Origin of the sequence: Halalkalicoccus sp. NIPERK01 (genome assembly GCF_030287405.1) — an archaeon.
In the GTDB taxonomy this organism is placed as follows: domain Archaea; phylum Halobacteriota; class Halobacteria; order Halobacteriales; family Halalkalicoccaceae; genus Halalkalicoccus.
Genome location: NZ_JASVVV010000001.1, coordinates 242489 through 263488 on the forward strand (window position 1 = coordinate 242489; position 21000 = coordinate 263488).

At 67.9% G+C, this 21000-nt stretch carries 24 protein-coding genes; 15 read left to right on the forward strand and 9 right to left on the reverse strand.

Features of this window, described 5'->3' with window-relative positions; all coding sequences use genetic code 11:
* Positions 1–197 precede the first annotated feature (197 nt).
* Positions 198–497, forward strand: coding sequence for a PadR family transcriptional regulator (locus QRT08_RS01265; protein WP_286043758.1), 300 nt, complete (start codon positions 198–200; stop codon positions 495–497).
* 17 nt (positions 498–514) lie between these two features.
* Here the strand turns inward: QRT08_RS01265 and QRT08_RS01270 are convergent, their stop codons facing one another.
* On the reverse strand, positions 515–814 hold the full coding sequence (locus QRT08_RS01270; protein WP_286043759.1) for a DUF7577 domain-containing protein: 300 nt from the start codon (positions 812–814) through the stop codon (positions 515–517).
* A 154-nt stretch (positions 815–968) separates the two neighbouring features.
* On the opposite strand from QRT08_RS01270, the gene QRT08_RS01275 reads away from it, so the two are divergent.
* On the forward strand, positions 969–1391 hold the full coding sequence (locus QRT08_RS01275; protein WP_286043760.1) for a universal stress protein: 423 nt from the start codon (positions 969–971) through the stop codon (positions 1389–1391).
* Positions 1392–1411: 20 nt separating this feature from the next.
* On the opposite strand, the gene QRT08_RS01280 is transcribed toward QRT08_RS01275, so the two are convergent.
* Entirely contained in the window at positions 1412–2809 is a 1398-nt protein-coding gene (locus tag QRT08_RS01280) for an FAD-binding oxidoreductase (protein ID WP_286043761.1), read from the reverse strand.
* 482 nt (positions 2810–3291) lie between these two features.
* On the opposite strand from QRT08_RS01280, the gene QRT08_RS01285 reads away from it, so the two are divergent.
* The gene (locus QRT08_RS01285) at positions 3292–3579 is read left to right on the forward strand and encodes a PadR family transcriptional regulator (RefSeq protein WP_286043762.1); all 288 of its coding nucleotides are present in this window, start codon (positions 3292–3294) and stop codon (positions 3577–3579) included.
* Between the two features lie 5 nt (positions 3580–3584).
* Here the strand turns inward: QRT08_RS01285 and QRT08_RS01290 are convergent, their stop codons facing one another.
* Complete coding sequence (locus QRT08_RS01290) at positions 3585–3755, reverse strand: hypothetical protein (RefSeq protein ID WP_286043763.1); 171 nt, start codon at positions 3753–3755, stop codon at positions 3585–3587.
* 114 nt (positions 3756–3869) lie between these two features.
* Here QRT08_RS01290 and QRT08_RS01295 point away from each other — a divergent pair, with 114 nt between their 5' ends.
* Entirely contained in the window at positions 3870–4259 is a 390-nt protein-coding gene (locus QRT08_RS01295) for a DCC1-like thiol-disulfide oxidoreductase family protein (protein WP_286043764.1), read from the forward strand.
* Between the two features lie 30 nt (positions 4260–4289).
* Here the strand turns inward: QRT08_RS01295 and QRT08_RS01300 are convergent, their stop codons facing one another.
* On the reverse strand, positions 4290–5753 hold the full coding sequence (locus QRT08_RS01300; RefSeq protein ID WP_286043765.1) for a lipase maturation factor family protein: 1464 nt from the start codon (positions 5751–5753) through the stop codon (positions 4290–4292).
* Between the two features lie 324 nt (positions 5754–6077).
* On the opposite strand from QRT08_RS01300, the gene QRT08_RS01305 reads away from it, so the two are divergent.
* The gene (locus QRT08_RS01305; RefSeq protein ID WP_286043766.1) at positions 6078–6317 is read left to right on the forward strand and encodes a DUF8151 family protein; all 240 of its coding nucleotides are present in this window, start codon (positions 6078–6080) and stop codon (positions 6315–6317) included.
* A gap of 122 nt (positions 6318–6439) precedes the next feature.
* On the opposite strand, the gene QRT08_RS01310 is transcribed toward QRT08_RS01305, so the two are convergent.
* Positions 6440–6925, reverse strand: a complete 486-nt coding sequence (locus QRT08_RS01310; RefSeq protein ID WP_286043767.1) for a hypothetical protein — start codon at positions 6923–6925, stop codon at positions 6440–6442.
* A 268-nt stretch (positions 6926–7193) separates the two neighbouring features.
* On the opposite strand from QRT08_RS01310, the gene QRT08_RS01315 reads away from it, so the two are divergent.
* From QRT08_RS01315 to QRT08_RS01325, 3 genes are all read left to right on the forward strand, one after another.
* On the forward strand, positions 7194–8435 hold the full coding sequence (locus tag QRT08_RS01315) for a polysaccharide deacetylase family protein (protein ID WP_286043768.1): 1242 nt from the start codon (positions 7194–7196) through the stop codon (positions 8433–8435).
* Positions 8436–8526: 91 nt separating this feature from the next.
* Positions 8527–8688: a hypothetical protein gene (locus QRT08_RS01320; RefSeq protein WP_286043769.1), complete on the forward strand. Its 162-nt coding sequence runs from the start codon at positions 8527–8529 to the stop codon at positions 8686–8688.
* Between the two features lie 140 nt (positions 8689–8828).
* A complete protein-coding gene (locus tag QRT08_RS01325; protein ID WP_286043770.1) occupies positions 8829–9128 on the forward strand; it encodes a PadR family transcriptional regulator in 300 nt (99 codons plus the stop codon).
* 304 nt (positions 9129–9432) lie between these two features.
* Here the strand turns inward: QRT08_RS01325 and QRT08_RS01330 are convergent, their stop codons facing one another.
* Positions 9433–10095: a DUF7344 domain-containing protein gene (locus QRT08_RS01330; RefSeq protein ID WP_286043771.1), complete on the reverse strand. Its 663-nt coding sequence runs from the start codon at positions 10093–10095 to the stop codon at positions 9433–9435.
* A gap of 466 nt (positions 10096–10561) precedes the next feature.
* On the opposite strand from QRT08_RS01330, the gene QRT08_RS01335 reads away from it, so the two are divergent.
* The 4 genes from QRT08_RS01335 to QRT08_RS01350 all read left to right on the forward strand — a co-directional run bounded on the left by QRT08_RS01335 (position 10562) and on the right by QRT08_RS01350 (position 15407).
* Positions 10562–11629, forward strand: coding sequence for a glycosyltransferase (locus QRT08_RS01335; protein ID WP_286043773.1), 1068 nt, complete (start codon positions 10562–10564; stop codon positions 11627–11629).
* 432 nt (positions 11630–12061) lie between these two features.
* On the forward strand, positions 12062–13261 hold the full coding sequence (locus QRT08_RS01340; protein ID WP_286043774.1) for a hypothetical protein: 1200 nt from the start codon (positions 12062–12064) through the stop codon (positions 13259–13261).
* Positions 13262–13290: 29 nt separating this feature from the next.
* On the forward strand, positions 13291–14394 hold the full coding sequence (locus QRT08_RS01345; RefSeq protein WP_286043775.1) for a DUF354 domain-containing protein: 1104 nt from the start codon (positions 13291–13293) through the stop codon (positions 14392–14394).
* Entirely contained in the window at positions 14391–15407 is a 1017-nt protein-coding gene (locus QRT08_RS01350; RefSeq protein ID WP_286043776.1) for an FkbM family methyltransferase, read from the forward strand. The genes QRT08_RS01345 and QRT08_RS01350 overlap by 4 nt, the downstream gene beginning before the upstream one ends.
* 330 nt (positions 15408–15737) lie before the next feature.
* On the opposite strand, the gene QRT08_RS18775 is transcribed toward QRT08_RS01350, so the two are convergent.
* Positions 15738–16901, reverse strand: a complete 1164-nt coding sequence (locus QRT08_RS18775; RefSeq protein ID WP_286043777.1) for a carboxylate--amine ligase — start codon at positions 16899–16901, stop codon at positions 15738–15740.
* Complete coding sequence (locus QRT08_RS01360) at positions 16898–17479, reverse strand: arsenate reductase/protein-tyrosine-phosphatase family protein (protein WP_286043779.1); 582 nt, start codon at positions 17477–17479, stop codon at positions 16898–16900. Before QRT08_RS01360 ends, QRT08_RS18775 begins: the two co-directional genes overlap by 4 nt.
* Before the next feature lie 194 nt (positions 17480–17673).
* On the opposite strand from QRT08_RS01360, the gene QRT08_RS01365 reads away from it, so the two are divergent.
* Positions 17674–18510: a beta-keto acid cleavage family enzyme gene (locus tag QRT08_RS01365; protein ID WP_286043781.1), complete on the forward strand. Its 837-nt coding sequence runs from the start codon at positions 17674–17676 to the stop codon at positions 18508–18510.
* 48 nt (positions 18511–18558) lie between these two features.
* Positions 18559–18753: a hypothetical protein gene (locus QRT08_RS01370; protein WP_286043783.1), complete on the forward strand. Its 195-nt coding sequence runs from the start codon at positions 18559–18561 to the stop codon at positions 18751–18753.
* Here QRT08_RS01370 and QRT08_RS01375 read toward each other — a convergent pair.
* The gene (locus tag QRT08_RS01375; RefSeq protein ID WP_286043785.1) at positions 18750–19874 is read right to left on the reverse strand and encodes a GNAT family N-acetyltransferase; all 1125 of its coding nucleotides are present in this window, start codon (positions 19872–19874) and stop codon (positions 18750–18752) included. The genes QRT08_RS01370 and QRT08_RS01375 overlap by 4 nt on opposite strands.
* A gap of 165 nt (positions 19875–20039) precedes the next feature.
* Here QRT08_RS01375 and QRT08_RS01380 point away from each other — a divergent pair, with 165 nt between their 5' ends.
* Complete coding sequence (locus QRT08_RS01380; RefSeq protein WP_286043787.1) at positions 20040–20981, forward strand: polysaccharide deacetylase family protein; 942 nt, start codon at positions 20040–20042, stop codon at positions 20979–20981.
* The last annotated feature ends 19 nt before the right edge of the window (positions 20982–21000 follow it).

Genomic DNA, 21000 nt, shown 5'->3' on the forward strand with positions numbered 1-21000 from the left:
GCGTGTGGTGCGTAAGCGCACCTCCGATGCTGTGCCTGATCCGACTTCGATCGCCGCAGAGGCCCTCCAATCGGCCGAGACCGATCACGGCGGTGTGCGCCTCGTTCCGTTCGCGGCGTCGGGCCGTGATCGATAGGGGGTATCCAATCGATCCTTAACGCCTCTGTAGTAAGGTAGTTTCCTCCCAATGATCGGTCATGAACGTATCGACGAAACTCCAACGCGACCTCCTGTACGTGATCGCCGGACACGAGGGGGCGACTGGTCCCGCGCTCAGGCGGACCCTCGAGGCGTACTACCGGACCGAGATCCGCCACGATCGCCTGTCCGCCAACCTGGACACCCTTCGCGAGCAGGGGTTCGTCGAGCGGGTCGGTCGCGCCGACCCGAGCTACGCGCTCACGGACCGCGGGCGCCGCGAGATCGACGCGCGCCGGGCGTGGGAATCGAAGTACTTCGACCCCGAGAAGGGGAACGACGGATCGGTTCGACGCTAACGGCAGTCGATCCCGGATTACGGCTCCCGGTGCCGGTGTGGTTGGTCCCGGTGAGCGTGGAGTTCGCTGATACAGTGCTTGCAGTAGGTGTACGCTGGGTCGTTCTCGGTCTGGCACGTCCGACACGTCACTGACGAGGGTGACGGGTCCGCTCGATCCACGTCGGGGAGCGGGTTTCGACTCCGGGCGAGCGGGGCCGGAGGGGTGCCCGACTCGTCGTCGGCTCCGCGTCGAAACTGGCCGAGACAGTAGCTCCCCACGACGTAAAACAGCGTACAGACGAGCAGGATACCGAGCAGCTGTCCGATGGAAGCCATGCTCTATCGTGATACTTGTTATCACAGCCTATAGAGTGCTTCGGTCGGGTCGTACTCGTTAGGTAGACGATAGGTTCGGCCGTCCCGACGAACCGCGTCTCACTGGTGTGTAAAACGAGATACATACTTACCCCTCCGTGTCGTATGGCCATCCATGACACGACGCATCCTGGTTCCGGTGGACGATTCGCCGCGCGCCCGCGACGCGCTGGAGTTCGTGCTCTCGGAACACGCCGGGGACGACATCGTCCTGTTGCACGTCCTCGACCCGATCACCGCGATCTACGTCTCGGAGCCGAGCGTCTGGGACGACGAGATGATCGATCGGCGGCGTGAACGCGCCGCGGAACTGCTCGAGGAGCTTCGGGGAGAGGCGGAACGCGCCGACGGCACCGTGACGACCGTGATCGAACACGGCGACCCGTCCCGCGTGATCGTCGAATCCGCCCGGGAGAACGAGATCGACCAGATCGTGATCGGGAGCCACGGCCGCTCGGGGGTCTCGCGCGTCCTGCTCGGAAGCGTCGCCGAGACCGTCGCACGACGCTCGCCCGTCCCCGTGACGATCGTCCGCTGACCGGACCGGGAGACGACCGTTCACGCGGTCGGCTCGACGTTCTGGTTCACCCGGAACAGGTTGGTCGGGTCGTACTCGTTCTTGCATTCGACCAGCCGGTCGTAGTTCTCGCCGTAGGCGAGTTCCTCCTGTCCGGCCTCCTCGCTGATGAAGTTCACGTACACGCCGCCGGTCGCGTACGGCGCCATGGCGTCGTAGAACTCGCGGGCCCACGCGATGCACTTCTCGTCGTCCGCGGGGTCCTCCCACCGGGTGTGGACGTTCATCGCGTACTCGGCGTCCCGGTGGGGATAGGCGGTCGCGTCGGCGGGGACGCGCGCCATCGCGCCGCCGACCTGCCCGAAGAAGATCTCCGAGAGCGGCGAGGGGAGGGCGGCCGCGTACTCGACGGCGGTGTCGATGGCCTCGTCCGGGAGTTCGTGGAAGTTGTGGGACTTCCAGTAGTTGCGGGCCCCCTCGGTGAGCAGCGGGTCGAACGCCTGCTGGAACGCCGCGTACTGGTGGGGGCTGACGGCGTCGGCGATCGGATCGCCGAACTCCCTGATCGGGGCCAGCACCTCCTCGCCCTCCTCCATATCCCCCGCGTAGAACGCGACCACGATGGCCACGCCGACCCCGTGGACGTCCTCCGGGAGGAACGGCAGCGGCGGGGCCCCCCGAAGGATGCCCCAGACGGACGCTTCGTCGGGCGCGTCGGCGTTGAAATCACGGAGGTGTCGCAGTACCTCGGGCGCGTCCTCGCCCCGGTAGACGATCGGGCCACAGAGCACCTCGGGGCCGACCTCGTGGAGGTCGAACTCGAAGGAGGTAACGACGCCGAAGTTCCCGCCGCCGCCGCGTATCCCCCAGAAGAGGTCCTCGTTTTCCTCCTCGCTCGCGTGGAGGAGGTCGCCCTCGGCGGTGACGACGTCGGCCGAGCGCAGGTTGTCGACCGTCATCCCGTACTTGCGGGTGAGCCACCCGAAGCCGCCGCCGAGGGTGAGCCCCGCGACGCCGGTCGTCGAGTTGATGCCCAACGGCGTCGCGAGGCCGAACGCCTGGGCCTCGTGGTCGAAATCGGCCAGCGTCGCGCCGGGTTCGACGCGGGCGGTCCGTGAGTCCGGATCGACCCGGACGGCGTCCATCGCCGAGAGGTCGATCACGAGGCCGCCGTCACAGACCGCCTTGCCGGCGATGTTGTGGCCACCGCCCTTGACGGCGACCAACAGGTCGTTCTCGCGGGCGAACTCCACGGCCCCCATCACGTCCGCGACGCCCCGACACCGGGCGATGTAGTCGGGAGTCCTGTCGATCATGCCGTTCCAGATCGATCGGCTCTCGTCGTAGCCCGGATCGTCCGGTCCGAGCAACTCCCCACGGAGATGCCCGCTCAGTTCGGTAACGGTCCGCTCGTCTACGCGCGTCTCTCCTGTAGCCATCCCGAATCTAGTGCGACTCCTCGAAACATGTAGTTTGTTGATATTTAGCGGACAATACTCCCGATAGCCGCAACGGATATGAACAAGAGGTCATGAATATCTACTCATAGAAAGAAACTCACAACGAACCACGATTACCGGTCCTGCCCGTTTACGCCCCGTACGGGGACGGCTCTACCGACGAAGAGCGGCACACGCCTCCGGCGCCATCCGTCTCCGATCACCGATACGTTGATAAGGGCTCGTGATGTATGCTATCATGGGCCAGCGAGAACCTCAGGCTACGTGATTCCGCGGGCTGGCCCGGGCCACGTACGACTTGGTCATCGACCCCGGTGACGGGGACCGCGTGGCCTCGTCGGCGTTTTCGGCGTCGACGACCCACTTCTCGGCGCTCCGTGATCCCGGTCGTCGTGGGCTCCGAGACGTGACATCTTCGTAAGGAGAGAGATTGATAACCGGTGCGGTCGTATGGACGTGGCATGCACGATCTGACAGGCTTCCAGCGTGACCTCCTCTACATCATCGCCGGTCTCGACGAGCCCCACGGACTCGCGCTCAAGGCCGAACTCGAGGAGTACTACGACAGCGAGGTCCACCACGGCCGCCTCTACCCGAACCTCGACACCCTCGTCGAGAAGGGGCTCGTCGAGAAGGGGCACGCGGACAAGCGGACGAACATCTACGCGCTCACGGACCGCGGGCGCCGCGAGATCGACGCCCGCCGCGAGTGGGAGGCGCGCTACCTCCCGTCCGAACTCACAGCCTGAACCGCTCAGACGTCGAGCGGCTCGACGATTCCGGCGAGGAGGCCACCGAGGCCGATCACCGCGAGTGCGGTCCCGACCAGCCAGCCGACCGACCACCCGGCCGAGAGGGTCGCGATCCAGAGGCCCGCGAGGAGTCCGACGCCACCGCCGACGATCCGACGGACGAACCGTTCCATGCGTCCCCGTACCCGTTCCAGCCGTAGTATCCTGTCGGTCGTCCCCCGGATGATCGGCCTTCGAGCACGCGCTCGAAGAGCAAGCGTTAGTTGGATCCGCGCCGTCCCTCCGGTATGGCTCGAGCGACGCTCGTCTACGACGACGACTGCGGCTTCTGTACGTGGTGGGCCGACTTCTTCGCCGACCGATCCGACGTCCGGGTCGTCGGCTACGAGGAACTCACGCCGGAGCTCCGCGAGCGCCTCCCCGACGAGTACGAGAACTGCTCGCACTTCGTCACCGAGGACGGGGTCTACTCGTGTGGCGCGTCGATCGAGGAGGCGTTCACGCGAACCGGGATCGGGCGGAACGTCCGTCCCGTAGCGGAGTTCCTCCGGAACTTCGAGGACTACGAGCGCCTTCGCGAGCGGTCCTACCGGCGGGTCGCGGACAACCGGAGCTTCTGGGGGCGGCTCCTCTCGAAGACGCCGCCGGTCAGGCGGAAGTCGAACGACGAGGGCTGATCGCGGGCGGTCAGGCGGGCCGACGGCGGATCACAGCCGCCCGCGTCGCCTCCCCCGATCCCGGACGTCGTCGAGGGAGACGGGATCGACGTAGCTGCCGACGCGCTCTCGGTGCCACCACCGGCCGGTCTCGGCGCGTTCCTCCGGGGTCGTAAAGCGGTAGCGATACCGGGTCGCGCGCACGTGCGTCGGCGGGTCGTCGAAGGGGACCTCCGCGAGCAGGGAAAGCGTGGCCGCATCGCCCTCCAGCAGCCTGACCAGCAGCCGCGTGAACCACGGACTCCGGTACGGCGTCGGCGACATGGCGGCGAACCACATCTGCCAGTCGAGCCGGAGGTGGTAGGGGGCGATCTGGGGCGGTCGCCGTTCGGGATCCGTCGGCTTGCCCTCGAACCTGTATTCGCGCCACTCCGTTTCGTCGGTGGGTTCCCCGTCGGTCGTTCCCTCGACGACGATCTCGTATCGGTCCCGCGTGATCGAGCCGAACGCGCCGTAGGTGTTGACGAGATGGAGCGGGTCGAAGGAGGTGTTCATCACCTGGGATCGCGAGAGCATGTTCCGCACCGGTTCGACGCTCCGCGTGAGGACGAGGAGCGCGACGAGGATCGCCGCGACCTGGAGGTACAGCGGCGTCGCGGCGGTGGCCGGGGCCGAAATCGGCAGGACGGCCGCGAGAACGCCGTCGCCGAACGTGCTGATCGCGAGCACGATCGTGAGCGCGTTCAGCCACGCGAAGTTGCCGGTGACCATCAGCCAGCCCTGAAAGCCGATCGTCGCCGCGCCCGCGAGCGCCGCGACGGGCTGGGGCGCGAAGTAGAGGAAGGGCACCGCGAGTTCGACCACGTGGTTCCCGAACGTCTCGATCCGGTGGAACGCCTTCGAGCGGTGGTGGGCGAACCAGCTCGCGGGGTTGGGGATCGGCTGGGTCTCGTAGTGGTACTCCATGCAGGTCAGGTCGCGCCAGCACTCGTCGCCGCGCAGCTTGATGAGGCCGGCCCCGAACATGTTTCGAAAGAGCACCCACTGGAGCAACACGATCACGACCACCGGCGGGGCGACGCTCCCGGCGCCGAGGAAGACCGCGAGAAAGCCGGTTTCGAGCAACATCGACTCCCAGCCGTAGCCGTAGAAGGTCTGACCCGCGTTCACGAACGAGAGGTACAGCAGCCACATCGTCGCCCACAGCGCCATCGAGGCGGGGGTGGCGTAGGGGTCGGGAAACCAGTACGGGACGCCCACCAGCGCCGCCAGCGAGAGGAGGACGCCGGCCCAGGCGGCGATCCCGATCGCGCGGTCGCTGGGGACGAGATGGAAGAGGCTCGGTCGATCGCGAAACGAGACGGTCTCGACGTACCGGTCCAGCGGTAACAGGCCGTCCTCGCCCGCCAGTGGCCGGAACTGCCTCGCCGCGACGAGGAACGCGAGCAGGTAGATCACCGCGAGGGCCCGCTGGAAGAGCAGGCGGGCGACCCAGAACCCTTCTCCCTGCCACATACGCGGGGTGAACCGATGGAGGGACAAAGGGGTGACGGACGAATCCCGCCGCCCCGCGCCGTCGGGGCACCCCGTGGTACGCCCCGCTCACATCGTGCGAGCAATTCACAAAGGTTATGTGGGTGGGCGTTCCATCCCGGGATGTAGGAGGTGCCTCTGGCGCTGTGAGAACAGTGTAACGATCACTTCCTACGTGGATGACTCCGAGACGGCCTGAGCACCCGTCTCCATTCTCTTGGCGGCTTCGATCCGGCGACCGGTTCGGCGAGCCGACGAGCGCGCCGAAACGTAAGGGCTATTGGTGGATACCTCCTGGACCCGGTCATGTACGAAGAACTGCTCGAACCGGCGATCCACGGCGCCCTCCTCGTCGGATACAGTTGCGTGGCGGTCGTCCTCGCCATCGCGAGTACGATCGTCGAGTACAACAGCTACCTGAGCCTGACCGCCGGCGAGGGCCTGCTCGGGGGCTGGATGGGGCTGGTCGGCCTCCTCATTCTCGTGTTCGCCTACTACGTCCTCCGCGACAAGGCAGCAGCGGAGTTCCGGTACCTCGTCGGATAACCACAGGCCCGGTCGATCGCGATGACCGCCACCGGCCGCCGACACCCGTCACCCGTCGAACCGAATTATCCGATCGTTACGGCCACCGAAGGGTGGTGTAATACCGTATTAACCCTGATAGCTCACGTATCGAGCGCCTCGTGCAGTTCGCTGGCCGACGGCTCCGGGGCGACGCGCGTCACGAACCCCTGGCGTCGGTCGCCTCGCGGGACGTACTCCGTCGTTCGGTGGCCGGACCCGTCGAGGTAGTGACGCTGGAGGAACGGTCCGTGGAGGTCCGTCGGGCGACCGCTCGCACACTCACAGCGCTCGTTCCCACAGGCGACGAGTTTCCAGGCGAACGACCCCAGCAGGCCACCGATCTCCACGTTCGCGCGTTCCTCTTCCGATAGGTTCGCGAGCACCGCCTCCCCGGTCGTCCTCGTGACCGTCACCTTCGACAGGTCCCCGTCCGTGAGCAGTCGGCGTTTGTACGCGACCAGGTCGTCGATCCACTCCCGGAGGTCCTCGAGCGTCCCGACGTCCCCTTCGAGAATCTCCTCGTGTACCGCCGCCGGGAACCCCTCCTCGACGCTCTCCGGCGGTGCCGGCCGTGTAGGACGGTCCATACCGGTCGGTACGGCGGCTAGTAGCATAGTAACTGGCTTCGAACGTCGCGAAACGGTCGGTTAGAGCGGGGGAACGACCCGCGTTCCACCTCGATACGGGACCGTTCGGACGCGAACGACCGATCGCCACCGGCCCCGGCGCGCGAGCGACGAAACGACGGCTCGTCGGAGGGCCACCCGTGAGGCGGTAGTTCCGGCTTTCACCCGCGCGTTGTGTCGCACGCGGCGGATAACAATCCTCCGAAGGTCCGATACCTCACCGACCACTATGAGTCGAAACCGACGCACGTTTCTCGCTACCGTCGCGGCGCTGGGCGTCGCGGGATGCACTGCGACCCTGCCCGACCAGATCGGCTCCGACGACGACGGGCCCGACGAGGCGGACGACGGAGCGCCCCCGTCCGACGCGGACGAGGGATCCGACGGCGAACTCCTGTTCGATTTCCGGGATATTCACGAGTGGGACCTCGCGGCGGGAAACCTCTCGCCCGACAGGGAGGCCGCCGTCACCGGCGAGGTCTCCGCCCGCCTCGACGGGGAACGCGATCCCGTCCTCAGGATCGACCGGACCGGGCTCGACCTCGACCTCACCGACCGGCGCCTCTCGATCGTCGGCCGGGTCCACTCCCCAGAGCCCTCGCAGGCGGTCGACGTCATCGTCACCGACGTCGACGGGAACCGGATGCGGTTTCGGACCCGCTTTTTCAAGACGGACCCCGAGACGGAGTTCATGCCGCTCGATCTGGGGATCTACGAGTGGGACGACACGGCCCCCGACCTCGCTGCGATAGACACCCTGCGGATCCAGACGCGATTCGACGAGAACGCGGGCGGCACGCTCTGGGTCGACTCGGTCTACCTGGAGCCGATGCCGGAGACCCCGAAGCTCATGATCCAGTGGGACGACGGCTTCGAGACCCAGTACACGAACGGGCTGCCGATACTGACCGAGTACGACATCCCCGCGACGACGTTCGTCAACACCGCCAACCTCGGCGACGGTCGACTGACCGTCGAACAGCTCACGGAGATGCAGGAGGCGGGCTGGGAGGTGGGGAGCCACCTGATGACCCACGCGAACCTCCGTGACCTCTCCGAGCAGGAGCAGGAGGCCCAGATCCGCGGCGCGAAGGAGTGGCTCATCGACAACGGCTTCGAGGAGGGCGCGGAGTTCTTCGCGTACACGTACGGTTCGTACGACCGGACCGGCTACGCGCTGGTCGAGGAGTACCACACCTACGCGATGGTCGGCGGGGACCCCGGGTACGGACTCCCCCGGAACCCGATCCACGTCGGCCGGGCCTCACACCGCTCGCTCGAAGCGGCCCGGGAGTACGTCGACACGCTGGTCCAGTGGGGCGGGGTCGGAGCGCTGTTCTGGCACGAAATCCCCGCCGAGACGACCCTTCCCGAGTTCGAAGGGATCATGCAGTACATCACCGACCGACGGGAGGCCGGCGAACTCGACGTGATCACGCTCTCCGATCTGGCCGCGCTCCAGGGCCGGTAATCCGGGGCTATCGAGCACCGGCGGCCGGAAGCCGGCCCCTGGCCCGAAAGGCGACGAATAACTATCGGACGCGGCGTCCTCCCTCCTAGGTATGCGACCGAGCGAACTCCCCGTGTACTGTCCGTACTGTACCACGAGGGCCGTCGTCGACTGCGACTCCTCGCGGTTCTCGGCCGACCGTGTGGCGAGGCTGAAGGGAACGTACGTCGACTGCCGCGGCTGTGAGAACGACTTCGAGATCTACTACTACTGACGTGGATGCGCGCGCCCGGCGGCCGTCGTCGACCCGTAGCGTCGGCCTACACGCTCGCCCGTCCGTCCGCGTCATCGGTAGGGACACCACCCGTCGCTAACGTCCATATACTACTATGGCTGGCGGTTGATGGCGATTCCATGCACGATCTGACGGGGTTCCAACGCGATCTGCTGTACGTCGTCGCCGGCTACGAAAACCCCAACGGACTCGGGATAAAGCGGGATCTCGAGGAGTACTACGAACAGGAGATCCACCACAGCCGTCTCTACCCCAACCTCGACACCCTCGCGGACAAGGGGCTCATCGAGAAGGGCGAGCAGGACCGCCGGGCGAACTTCTACTCGATCACGAAACGCGGGTGCCGGGAGATCGAAGCGCGCCGCGAGTGGGAGTCCGAACAGTTCAGCGAGAAGGAGTCGGGACGGATCGACCTCTGATCGGGCCCGGGAACCACCGCCCGCGGGAGCGACCGTCGCCGCCCTCGGAACGGGCGGCCACGGGAGAACCCCTCGCTCCGAAAAGAACGGCACGGGTGTCGGGGCGGAGCGAACCGGGGTGGGCCGGACTCGTCAGGGAAGGGGTCGTTCGGTCCGGGCCGTGGGTCGCCCGCCCCGACGCCCGCTTGGACGGCCAGCACTACCAGTACTCCCGACTTACTAGCGGAAACGCGATGGCTCCACGGCTCCATCGTTCGGTAGACGATACGTATGGGCGGGCCGGACGGCCACCCCGCGTTCCGGATCAGTCGAGGAGGTCCGGTTCCATCGCTACGGCGGAGCGGGCGACGAGCGAGTGAGTGATCAGGATCGCCCCGAACACGACGAGCACCAGCAGGAACCACGCCACGTCGGGCACGGCGGCGAAGGGAAACACCGCCAGGTGATTCAGACCGAGGACGCCCACCCCGGCGACGCTCCCGAACAGGTAGAGCCGGTGCCACAGCAGCGTCCCGCCGTGGGTGCGGTGGAGGTATCCCTCCAGATATCGGTAGTCGGGGCCGAGCTCGACGGTCCCCCTCGGCTGGTTGTACTCGACGATGCCCGCGCGATCGAGCTTCGGCAGGTGCGTCTGGTAGAGCGAGACGTACGCGCGCTTTCGGTCCCGGTGTGTGATGTAGGTGTCTTCGTCGCTCTCCCAGTTCGCGAGCGCCTCGGCGAGTTCGCTCAGTTCGACGACCCCCTCGTGGTCGTGCAGGTACTCGAGGACGTACCGGCGGCGGCGGTTCCGCAGGATGTCGAAGACGTCGTCCTTCGTGGGTCGCTGGCCGGATCGGGAGGGCCGGAGGCGCGCCTGAAGCGACTCGTAACCCGGCAGTTGCTTGATCCCGTCGAGCATCGCGTCCGATTCGGCCGATCCGTCCGCGTTCGGTTCGTCGTTCCCATCCGTGTACGTTTCGTAGCTCATGTGATACGGTGGACTAGTGTCACCTTCCCCCGCTGAGTCATACTCTCGCGGAGGGTCAATAAACTATGACTGTCATATCCATTCCGTGTGGATCGGGCAGGTGTTTTTCACGGAACGAAAACGCTAATATATTGTTCACGATCGGAGGAAGATCTTTCATCCGTCGTCGTCGATACCACTGAAATCCCCCATATCGGCTGAATATGCCCGTTCTGAAGGGGTCCCGATGCGCCGCCGCGTTCGGCTCCCCTTTCGGCACCCGTCGGCGAGGCCGGCAGTGGCAGGCAGCCGTTCGGAACAGTGACATATCCGGTCGACGGACGATTCCCGCTCTCACCGACCAAACGACACTCGTGACCCGCGGTAACGTCTCGCTATCCCGCTAGTCCGGGCATAACAACGACGGCCCGACCACATCACCCGTCACGTTCGGCCGTGCCCCCTCGCGCGCCGATCCGACCGTACCATGACCAAGGACACCTCGGTGCTCGTACTCGCCAACCACTCCGATGCGGGCCGGTTCGAGCGCCACTACGGGCCGTTAGCCGACGTGACGCACGGGACGAGACTGCTCTGTCTGAACGCCGACGCGCGCGTCGAGAACGCCGAGACGACCGTCGTGCCGACGTTCGGCCACCACTACCTCGGGCTGTTCCTGCTGTCGGCGTGGGCGCTGTACGAGGGGTATCGCGGCGAGTACGACGCTGTCGTCTCCGTCTCGCTGTTCCCCTACGGCTGTCTCGCGCTGGCGCTGAAGGCGCTCTACGGCTATCCCGCCCACCTCGGGATCATCGGGATCGACCTCGACCACCACGCCGACGCGTGGTACGGGGCGCTCCCGCGGCGACTCTTCCACCTGTTCGATACGCTCTCCGTGCCGGGCCCGACGCACGTCGAGAAGCTCCACGGCCTCGGTCACGCCCCCGAGCGTGTCTGCGTGCTGACCAACGCCGTCGACGTCGAGACGTACGTGCCGGCCGCCGACGAGGAGCGGGTGTACGACTACGTCTGGGTGGGGCGGTTCAGCCCGGAGAAGGACCCCCTGTTGTTCGTGGAGGCGCTCGCGGTGCTGGACCGGGCGGGCGAGGGGTTCCGCGCGGCGATGCTGGGGTCGGGTCGGCTCGAGGGCGAGTTGCGCGACCGGATCGAGGAGTACGGCCTCGCCGGGTCGGTCGACCTGCCCGGCTGGGTCGACTCGCCGATCGAGTACTACCACCGCTCGCGGGTGTTCGTCTCGACCTCGCGGCGGGACGCGCTGCCCCTGACGCTGATCGAGGCGATGTCCTCGGGGCTGGCCTGCGTCGCGCCGCCGGTCGGTTCGATCCCGGACGTCGTCGAGGACGGCCACAACGCGGTGCTGCTCGCCGAACGCGACCCGGAGACCGTCGCCGAGACGCTGCGGGGGCTACGGGCTGATCCGGGGCGAACCGACCGCCTCGGCGAGCGGGCGACGGCGGTCCGCTCGGAGTTCTCGTACGCCAGCGCGCGCGAGGACTGGCGGCGTATCGTCGGCCTACTCGTCGAAAGATATTGAAAATCCAACCTTTGAGCGGCGATTCGGGACGGTTCTGATGTCGATAAAGTGCCAATAATTCCGACTTGAAATAGCCGTCGAACCGTCGGAAACGACCGCTGGGGCCGGTTCCCGACCGGATAACGGCCGATCAAGAACAAAAGTATGTTTGTAAATCATCTTGTCTACTAGGAAACAGCATCCCATATATATTCTCATATTATATTCTAAAAAATAACGTCCGACGGTCGTCTGACCGCCGCGTCCGGGCGCGCCTCGACCGCCCTCGGTCGTAGGGGGTGGATAACAAGGACCGAAGCCCCCGACCGGGGAGGTGTCGCCGCCGGGTGCTCCGTCCGGCGCCGCCACGCTACCCATGTCCGACGTACGCCCCACAGCTGTTCCCGCAGATAGCCCACACGGTACCGCGTTCGCCCCGCCGGGGGTGGACACGTGAGCGAGCGGGGGATCGATCCCCGAACCGTCACCGATCTGTGTGAGACCGCGCTCGGGTGGGCGCGGGAGAACGACTACGCGGGCTGGGACCCCTACGACGGCCTCAACTCGCCGATCCTGCCCGACAGCAACTGGCTGTTTCGCCTCTGTAGCATCCACGCCGTGCAGTGGGCACCGATCAACCTCCGGCCGCTGGTCGGGATCCCCAAGGAGCGCAATCCGAAGGGGATCGCCCTGTTCGCGCTGGCGTACCTCGACCTCTACGAGGTGACCGGCGACGACGCACACCTCTCGGAGGCGACGCGCCTCCTCGGGTGGCTGGTCCGCAACACCTCCCCCGCGTCCTCGGAGCCGAGTTGGGGCTACAACTTCGACTGGCAGAACGGCCGGGAGTTCTTCGTCCCGGCGTACCACCCCTCGACCGTCGTGAGCGTCTTCTGTGGCCGGGCGTTCCTCAGGTACTACGAGGTCACCGGCAACGAGCGGGCGCTCGAAATCGCCGACTCGGTCTGTCGGTTCGTTCGGTGTGAGATCGGCCAGGAACGCGTCGACGGCTATCGGGTGTACGCCTACACGCCCTACGACTCGTTCGTGGTGGTCAACGTCAACGCGCTGGCGGCGGGCTTTTTCGCCGAGGTGGCGTCCCACACCGACGACGCCAGTCTCGGCCGCCGGGCGGACGAACTGGTGGCGTTCGTCCGCGCCCAGCAGGTCGAGGGCGGCGCGTGGTACTACGCCTGCCCGCCCGAGCGATCGCACATCTCCCACGACAACTTCCATACCGGCTTCGTGGTCGAGTCGCTCGACCGGTACATGGCGGCCCGCTCGCCCGTCGAGGGCGTCGAACGAGCCTATCATCGGGGACTGGAGTTCTACCGCGATGCCCTCTTCGAGTCCGACGGCGCGCCGCGGTTCGAACACGACACGCCCTACCCGCGGGACGTCCACGCCGCCGCCCAGGCGATCGTCACGTTCGTCCGCCCGCGCGCCGAGAGCGCGGATTTCGCCGAGCGAATCCTCGAGTGGACGCTGTCGAACCTCTACGACCCCCAGGGCTACTTCTACCGCCGACGCGGTCGGCTGCTGACCGACCGGACGCCCTACATCCGCTGGAGCCAGGGCTGGATGTGTCTCGCGCTGGCGTCGTACCTCCGCCGGACGGCGAAGTCGTGGCGGCCGCCTGTCGAGCACCGGTAAGGCGTGGATAACAATGCGCCGCTCCGCCGATGGTGAGGACCGTGACTACTTCATATGCGACGACGAAGGAACCGACGCCCGCCGCGGTCGGCGGGGGACGGGTCGCGTGGGTCGACCTCGTCAGTCCCGCTCATCCCTCCTTCTTCGAGGGCCTGCTCTCGGGACTCTCGGGGCTCTCGGTCGAGCCGACGGTCCGGAGGAAGACCGAGACCGTCGCGCTCAGCCGGGCGGCGGGGTTCGACGGCCGGGTGATCGGCCGGGACTTCGAGTCGGCGACGCTGCGGAAGGCCGGGATCGGCCTCCGCACGGCGGAACTCGCGCTCGGGATGCCCGCGTGTGACGTCTCGCTGTCGGCGCGCAACGCGATGTGCGTGCTGGCCTCCCACCTCCGAGGGGTGCCCTCGATCCACTTCACGGACAACGACGTCACGGCCTACGCCGACGGGCTGATCGCCGAGCGCCTCTACAACCGGATCGAGGCGAGCGCGACCCACAGTATCGTGCCGGACGCCTTCCGAACCGAGGAGCTGACCCGGTGGGGGATCACCACCGACCGGATCCACACCTACGACGGCTACAAGGAGGACGTCTCCGTCGCCGGCTTCGAGCCCGACCCGGGGTTCCCCGACCGCCTCCCCTTCTCGGAGTACATCGTGGTCAGGCCCGAGGCGCTGACCGCGGCGTACGTCGACGAGCGCGAGGGGACGCTCGTCCTCGACCTGCTCGACGGGGCCATCGCACGGGGGTACAACGTCGTCTACCTGCCGCGGGGCCGGGGCGACGAGCGCCTCGCACGGGGCTATCCAGACGACCGGGTGTTCGTCCCCGACGAGGCGCTTTCGGGGTTGGATCTGGCGTGGCACGCCGAGTGCGTGCTGACCGGTTCGGGGACGATGGCGCGCGAGGCGGCCTGCATGGACAAACCCGCCGTCTCCTTCTTCCCGGGGCCGCTGCTCTCGGTCGACCGCCAGCTCCGCGAGGAGGGGCGGCTCTACCACTCGCGCGAGCCCGACGCGATCCTCGCGTACGTCGACTCGCTCGACGGCGACGACGTGAAACCCGACCGCAGTCGTTCGACCGCGGTGCGGGCCGAGGTCGCCGAACTCACCGCGGAACTGATCGACGACCTATGATCCTGCTGGAGCGCGTGCGCAAGGCGATCGCCGACCCCGCGTTGGTGTCGGAGTTCGCGAAGTGGAAGATCAGCGAGACGACGCTGCTCGCGCGCCAGCGACGGATCGGCGCGCTCGCGGCCTACGCCGTCGCCGGGGTGACCGGGTGGCGACCCTACGACCACTACCTGCGGTATCTGGTCCGCACCGCCGACGACCCGCCGGTCTGCTCGATCGGCGGCCTCGAGATGGCGCTCGACCTGACCGACGACGGGATCTCGCGGGAGCTGTTCCTCTATCGCACCCGCGAGCAGACCACCGTCGAACGCTTCGAGCGCGAGCTCCGGGCGCTCCGGGCGGAGGTCGAGGGCCCGGTTCGCGTCCTCGAGATCGGGGCCAACATCGGCTACTTCGCGCTGGCCGAGGCCCGCGCGCTGGGCGAGCGCGCGGAGATCCACGCCTTCGAACCCGACGCGCGGAACCTGCCGTTGCTCCGCGAGAACATCGCGCGAAACGGCTACGCCGACCGGATTCGCGTCGATCCGGCCGCGATCGGCCCGACGACCGGCCGCGCGCTCCTGCAGCGCTCCTCCCACTCGAACCGCAATCGACTCGCTTCCGACGGCGGCGTGGCCTACGCCGAGGCGCTCTCGCTGACCGGCGAGACCCGACCCGTCGACGTGTGGTCGGTCGACGACTACCTCGCGGAAAACGGGATCGCGCCCGGGTCGGTCAACGTCGTCAGGATGGACGTCGAGGGCTACGAGACGGAGATCGTCGAGGGGATGAAATCGGTGCTGCGCGCGAGCGGGCCGCTCGTCTTGTTCGTCGAGATCCACCCCCACCTGCTGAGCGACGCGGAGTACCGTCGGTTCGTCACGACCCTCGACGCCGCCGGCTTCGAGGTGTGTGACGTGATCTCCGAACGGATCACCGCCCGCCCGTTCGACGGCAGCCTCGGCGTCGAACGGATCGTCGACCTCCTCGACGTCGAACGGAGCGGCTACAAACTCGTCGCCAAGCGGTCCGGCTAGTTCCCCGCTCAGTCGTCCTCCTCGACGCGATAAAACAGGAGTGGCGGGTCCGCGGATCGACGGCGCGCCGCCGATTCCGGCGTGTGGGTTCCGGGTCGCACGTCGATCCCCGGGTCCGTGGGCCGTGTGGGTTCGATTCGAGAGCGGTTCGTCGGTCGGACAGAGGCACCGCCCCGCACCCGAACGGGAGCGGGGACGGGGTTCCGAGTCTGGGCGTCGGCCGTGGGGTCGTCCACGGCACATCTCACTACGGGGGTACGGCGGATTGTTATTGGCGGCGTATCGGGTTTGTCACTGCGTACCACTCATCGGGGGGAGCGTCGCCGGCGGTTAGGCTCGCCGTACCCGATCGAGCGCCGCCCGCGCCGTGTTCCGCAGGTCGACGAGGAACGGTCGGGGGTCGTCGCGCGAGGCGTAGTCGAAGTTGGGCTGTGTCACGAGCGAGCGCAGGACGGCCGCGAGTTCGGGACCGAGCGCCGGGTGCTCGCCGGGCGCGTCCGCCTCCCCGAGCAGGCTCAGGAGGTAGACCGCTTCACCGCGCAGCACGTGCGAGGCGACGCCGACCTCGTAGTCAGGTGCGCCGACGGGATCGCCCGCCGCGAGTCGGTAGTAGTGATACGGGAAGTCGACGCCGGCGTGGATCGCGAGCGCGAGCGAGCCCCAAAAGCGGGGGTTGACCTCCATGAGCGCGAGCGAGCCGTCGCGCGCGTCGCGCTTGAACTCGACCATCGCCGGGCCGTGCCACCCGAGCGCCCGGAGCACCGCCAGCCCCGCCGACGCGACTTCGGGGTCGTCGATGGACTCCCGGTAGACGCTCGCGCCGCCGGTGTAGTGGTAGCTGCGGAGCCGGCGGTGCTGGAAGGTCGCGAGCGGCGTGCCGTGATCGAACAGGGCGAAAAACCCCAGTTCCTCGGCGCCGGGGACGTACTCCTGGACGAGCGGGCTGTGGTGCATCTCCGCGCGCAGCGCCTCGCGGTCGGGTTCCGTCGGCCGTTCGAGGAGGCGAACCGACGGCTCGAGCAGTCGCCCATCGGTTTCGAGGACGGTGTAGCGGGGTTTGACCACGGTCGGGGTCGTCCACCCGTCGTACTCCTCGAGTCGCGCGGTCCGCGGGACGCACACGCCGGCCGCCCGCGCGACCTCGAACAGCCGGAGGCGGTCCTGGGCCGTCGCGACCGTCCCCCGGTCCGGCCACGGCGTGGCGATGTGTGGAGCGAACTCCCCGCGGCGCGTCGTGAGGACGTAGACGTCGGCCTCCCGGAGGGGGACGACCGTCAGCGTCTCCGGCCGGGCGGCGAGCGCGAGCAGCGCGTCGCCGTAGCCCGCGAGGTCCTCGGTCGGCGAGGGGACCCGTACCCGGCGGCCGCAGTACTTCGACGCGCCGGCGGGGGTCGGGCGGCGTTCGGCGACGACCGTTTCGACCCCGCGGCGGCCGAGCGAGCGGACGGCGGCCGTGCTGCTGGGCGTGTCGATGCCCGGGACGACGACGCTCACGTCCCTGCCACCCGGACGAGTTCGTCGACCGCGGCGACCACCTCTCCGAACACCCGTCGGAACGTCTCGGCATCGGTGTGGTGTGGGTCCTCGATCTCCAGCGGGTTCGGATCACCGTCCCGTTCGAGGACGGGCTTGAGGAGGTAAGCCTTCGAGCGCGAGTCGCCGAACCGGGAGAGGAAGGCGTGGTAGTTGCGCGCGTCCATGACGAACACGAGATCGCTGCGCTCGACCTGCGCGGGCGTGACGTGCGCCGAGCGGTGGGCCGAGAGGTCGATCCCGTGTTCCGCTGCGGCCGTCACGGCGAGGTCGGGGCTCGATCGCCCCTCCCGGTCGAGGAACCCCGCCGACTCGGCGCTCAGCCCCGCCCCGTCGGCCCGCGCCCGGAGGTAGCGCTCCGCGAGCGGGCTCCGACAGATGTTGCCCGTACAGCAAAAGAGAACGCGACTGTCGGGTTCGAGCGCCCGCCGGATCCGGGCCGGGTCGACCGGACGCGTCTCGAGGCCGGCGCGAAACGCCAGCCGGCGGCGTTCGATACCCAGTCGGGTTCGTCCCTGTCGGATGTACGAACGGACCATTGGATCGTTCTATAGACTAGAACGCCGACCCATAGTTATCCCCGGGCTAGCCGGGGGGCGCGGCTCGGCTCCCGTGTCCACGCGCGAGACCGGAGGGGAAGGGCGACGCTTCGGGCGTAGGTCCCCGATAACGATAGCGATACGGGGACGAGAGGAAGGTACCCCCGCTGGCGGCGTCCCTCCGTGACACGATCATGACGTACGACGACTACCTCGCCGGCAAGAAAGTCATCCTGACGGTAGCAACGACCGGCGGCGTCCACGGCAAGGACGCCAACCCGAACCTCCCCGAACAGCCCGAGGAGATCGCACGCGACGTGCGCGACTGCGAGCGACTCGGCGCGTCGATCGCCCACGTCCACGGGCGCGACGAGTACGGCGAGAACTCCGCGGCGCACCTCCAGGCCGTGAACGACGCGATCCGCGATGAGTGCGAGGACGTCATCATCCAGAACACGACCGGCGGCCAGAGCGCCTACGAGTCGCGCGTGCGGGGGATCAGGACCGACCCGCCCCCCGAGATGGCGAGCCTCGACATGGGACCGTTCAACCGCGGACAGCACATCATCACCGAACACACCCGCCACAACATCGAGTCGCTCGCGCGCGAGATGCGCGAGCGGGGGATCAAACCCGAACTCGAGGCGTTCAACAACGGCCACCTGAACGAGTCCCACCGGCTGATCGACCTCGGCCTCCTCGAGGAGCCCTACTACATCAACCTGATCTTCGGGAGCGGCACGTTCTCGATGCCACGCCCCCGAAACCTGCTGAACCTCGTGGACAACCTCCCCGAAAATTCGGAGTTCAACGTGCTCGCGACCGGCAGACACCAGCTCCCGCTGACGACGATGGCGGTCCTCCTCGGTGGCCACGTCCGGGTCGGCATGGAGGACAACCTCTACTTCGAGCGGGGCCGCCCCGCAGAGAGCAACGCCCAGCTCGTCGAGCGCTCCGTCGAGGTCATCGAGCGCCTCGGACGCGAGATCGCGACGCCCGAGGAGGCGCGCGCGATCCTCGGAATCGACTGAGGCTGTATCCCCGCCATAACAAACCCGCTCACCGTCCAACGGCGGCGTATGGTGTGTCCGTACCTCGAATACCGAACGCACGACGAATCGCACGAGTTCGACCACCCGCGGGCGTACTGCGGGGCATCGGGGGAGTTCGTCTCGCCGATGCGCGCCGACGTCTGTAACGACCGCGACCGCTTCGATCACGCCGGGTACTGTAGCGTCTACCAGAGACTCGTCGCCGAGAGCGGGGACGACTAGCGGGCGTCCTGTTCGCAGAACGAGAGCGACCAGTTCGAGGGATCCAGCAGGTTCACCCCCGCCACCTTCCACTCGTGGTACGCCTCGCCGCCGAGTTCGTGGGCGACCAGCAGGTTCGGACGCGCCAGCCACGACAGCGGCGGCCGATCGTCGCGGTGGAAACCGGCGGCCGCGAGGACGCCCCCGGGGATCGCCCGACCGGTGTACGCGAGCAGGTCGGCGTCGGCCGCGTCCTCGACGATCCGGTCCACCAGCGTCGAGAACGCCTCCCGACGCGCCCCGTTTCCGGCCATCGGGACGGCCTCCGCGAGCGTCGTGACCGTCGCGTCGCCGACACGTCGCGTGCCGGTGACGATGCCGGCGACCGGCCCCTCGTCGTGTGCGACGTAGGTCCGGTAGCGCCACTGGGGGTTCCGAAACCGCCACTCGTAGAACTCGGCGGTCCGCTCGGCGTGGATCCCCTCGGGCGGCCCGGCCTCGGAGAGCGCGGCGAGCGTCTCGGCGGGCGTCGACGCGTGGCGGGTGACGGCGGTCCCCGAGTCGGGGGACGGCGAGAGGCGAGCGCGACCGTCGAGGTACGCCCGCGCCAGCGGCGTCGCCGCCGAGACGCCCAGTGCGGCCGGGCCGTCGAGCCGTCCGCCGGCGAGGGCGGCGGGGTTCTGGACGCGGTAGGCGACCGGGAACCGCCCGACGACGCGTCCGCCCATCGTCCGGTACCCCGGAAGCGAGTTCTCGTTGGGGTGGTTGAACCCGAAGGCCGTATCGAGCGCGGCGTAGTACTCGATCGTCCGTTGGGACATCCGCGTGAACAGCCCCCGGCGGCGGTGGTCCGGGTGGACCATCGTATCGCCGAACCGGACCGCCTCGACGGTCCGGTCGCCGACGCGCATCCGGAACGGGACGCACGGGCGCGCCCCGACCAGTTCGCCGTCGTGCGTGGCGACGACGATCGGGACGTAACCCGCCGCGGGGTTCTCCGTGTACTTCCACTCGAACCACTCCTCGCTGCCGTCGCCGAACGTCTCGTCGTACAGCGAGACGAACGCCTCCTGGTCGGACGGCTCGAAGAGGCGGAACGCGTATCGGTCCGCCCGTCCTCCCGCCTCGGCTGCTCGGGCCATGTGATCGAGACACACCGCCGGCAGATTGTTATCCCTCCCCTAGCGGTAGTCGGTCCTTGCGGTCCCCGCAGGGCGGGCGACGGCGTCGGTCGGGCCCGCCTTACGACTCGTCGCGTCGATAGGGACGGGATTACAAAGCCCCCCTCGTTCGATGTGAGTCGTATAATGGGAACAGTCGTCCTGTCGATCGACGCCGAGCTAGCCTGGGGGTTTCACGACCGGCCGGACCCGCCACGAGAGCGGATCGCGGCCGCCAGACCGGGATGGTCACGCCTCCTCTCGATCCTCGAGGAGTTCTCGATCCCGGCGACGTGGGCGATCGTCGGCCACCTCTTTCTCGAGGAGTGCGACGGCACCCACGCCGAGCATCCCGGTTCGCCCGACTGGTTCGCCCGCGACCCCGGCGGGAGCGCGGGCGAGCACGACGACTGGTTCGGTCCCGACCTCGTCCGGGCGGTCCGGGACGCCGACGTGGACCACGAGATCGCCTGTCACGGCTTTTCGCACGTCGAGTTTGGGAATCGAGAGACGAGCCGCGAGACGGCGGTCGCGGAGGTCGAAGCCAGCATCGAGGCGGCCGCCTCGATGGGCGTCGAGCTTCGCTCGTTCGTCTTTCCGCGCAACAGGGTCGGCCACCGCGACGTCCTCGCCGCCTACGGGTTTCGGAGCTATCGGGGGGTCCGACCCGACCAGTGGTTCGACGCGGTTCCGATGCGTCGGACGGGTAAACTCCTCGACGCGGCGGTCGTCCGCAGCGCGCCGCCGCTGGTCTCCCCGACCGTCGACGAGTACGGCCTCGTGAACCTGCCCGCGTCGCTCGACCTGTTCGGGTTCGAGGGGATCGCGCGCTCGCTCCTCGAACCGACGGTCGGCGACCCCGTCGTTCGACAGGCGAAGGCGGGGATCGACCGCGCCCTCGAGTCCGAGGGCGTGTGTCACCTCTGGCTCCACCCGAACAACCTGCTGGCAGAACGCGACTCCGACCGGTTGCGGACGGTCCTGTCGCACCTCGCGGCGCGCCGCGAGCGTTCGTCGCTCGCGGTCGAGACCATGCGGACGGTGAGCGAGCGCGTCGACCTGCCGGACGCGTATCGGGCAGTGCAGTGATACCGTCGGCTATGACTCC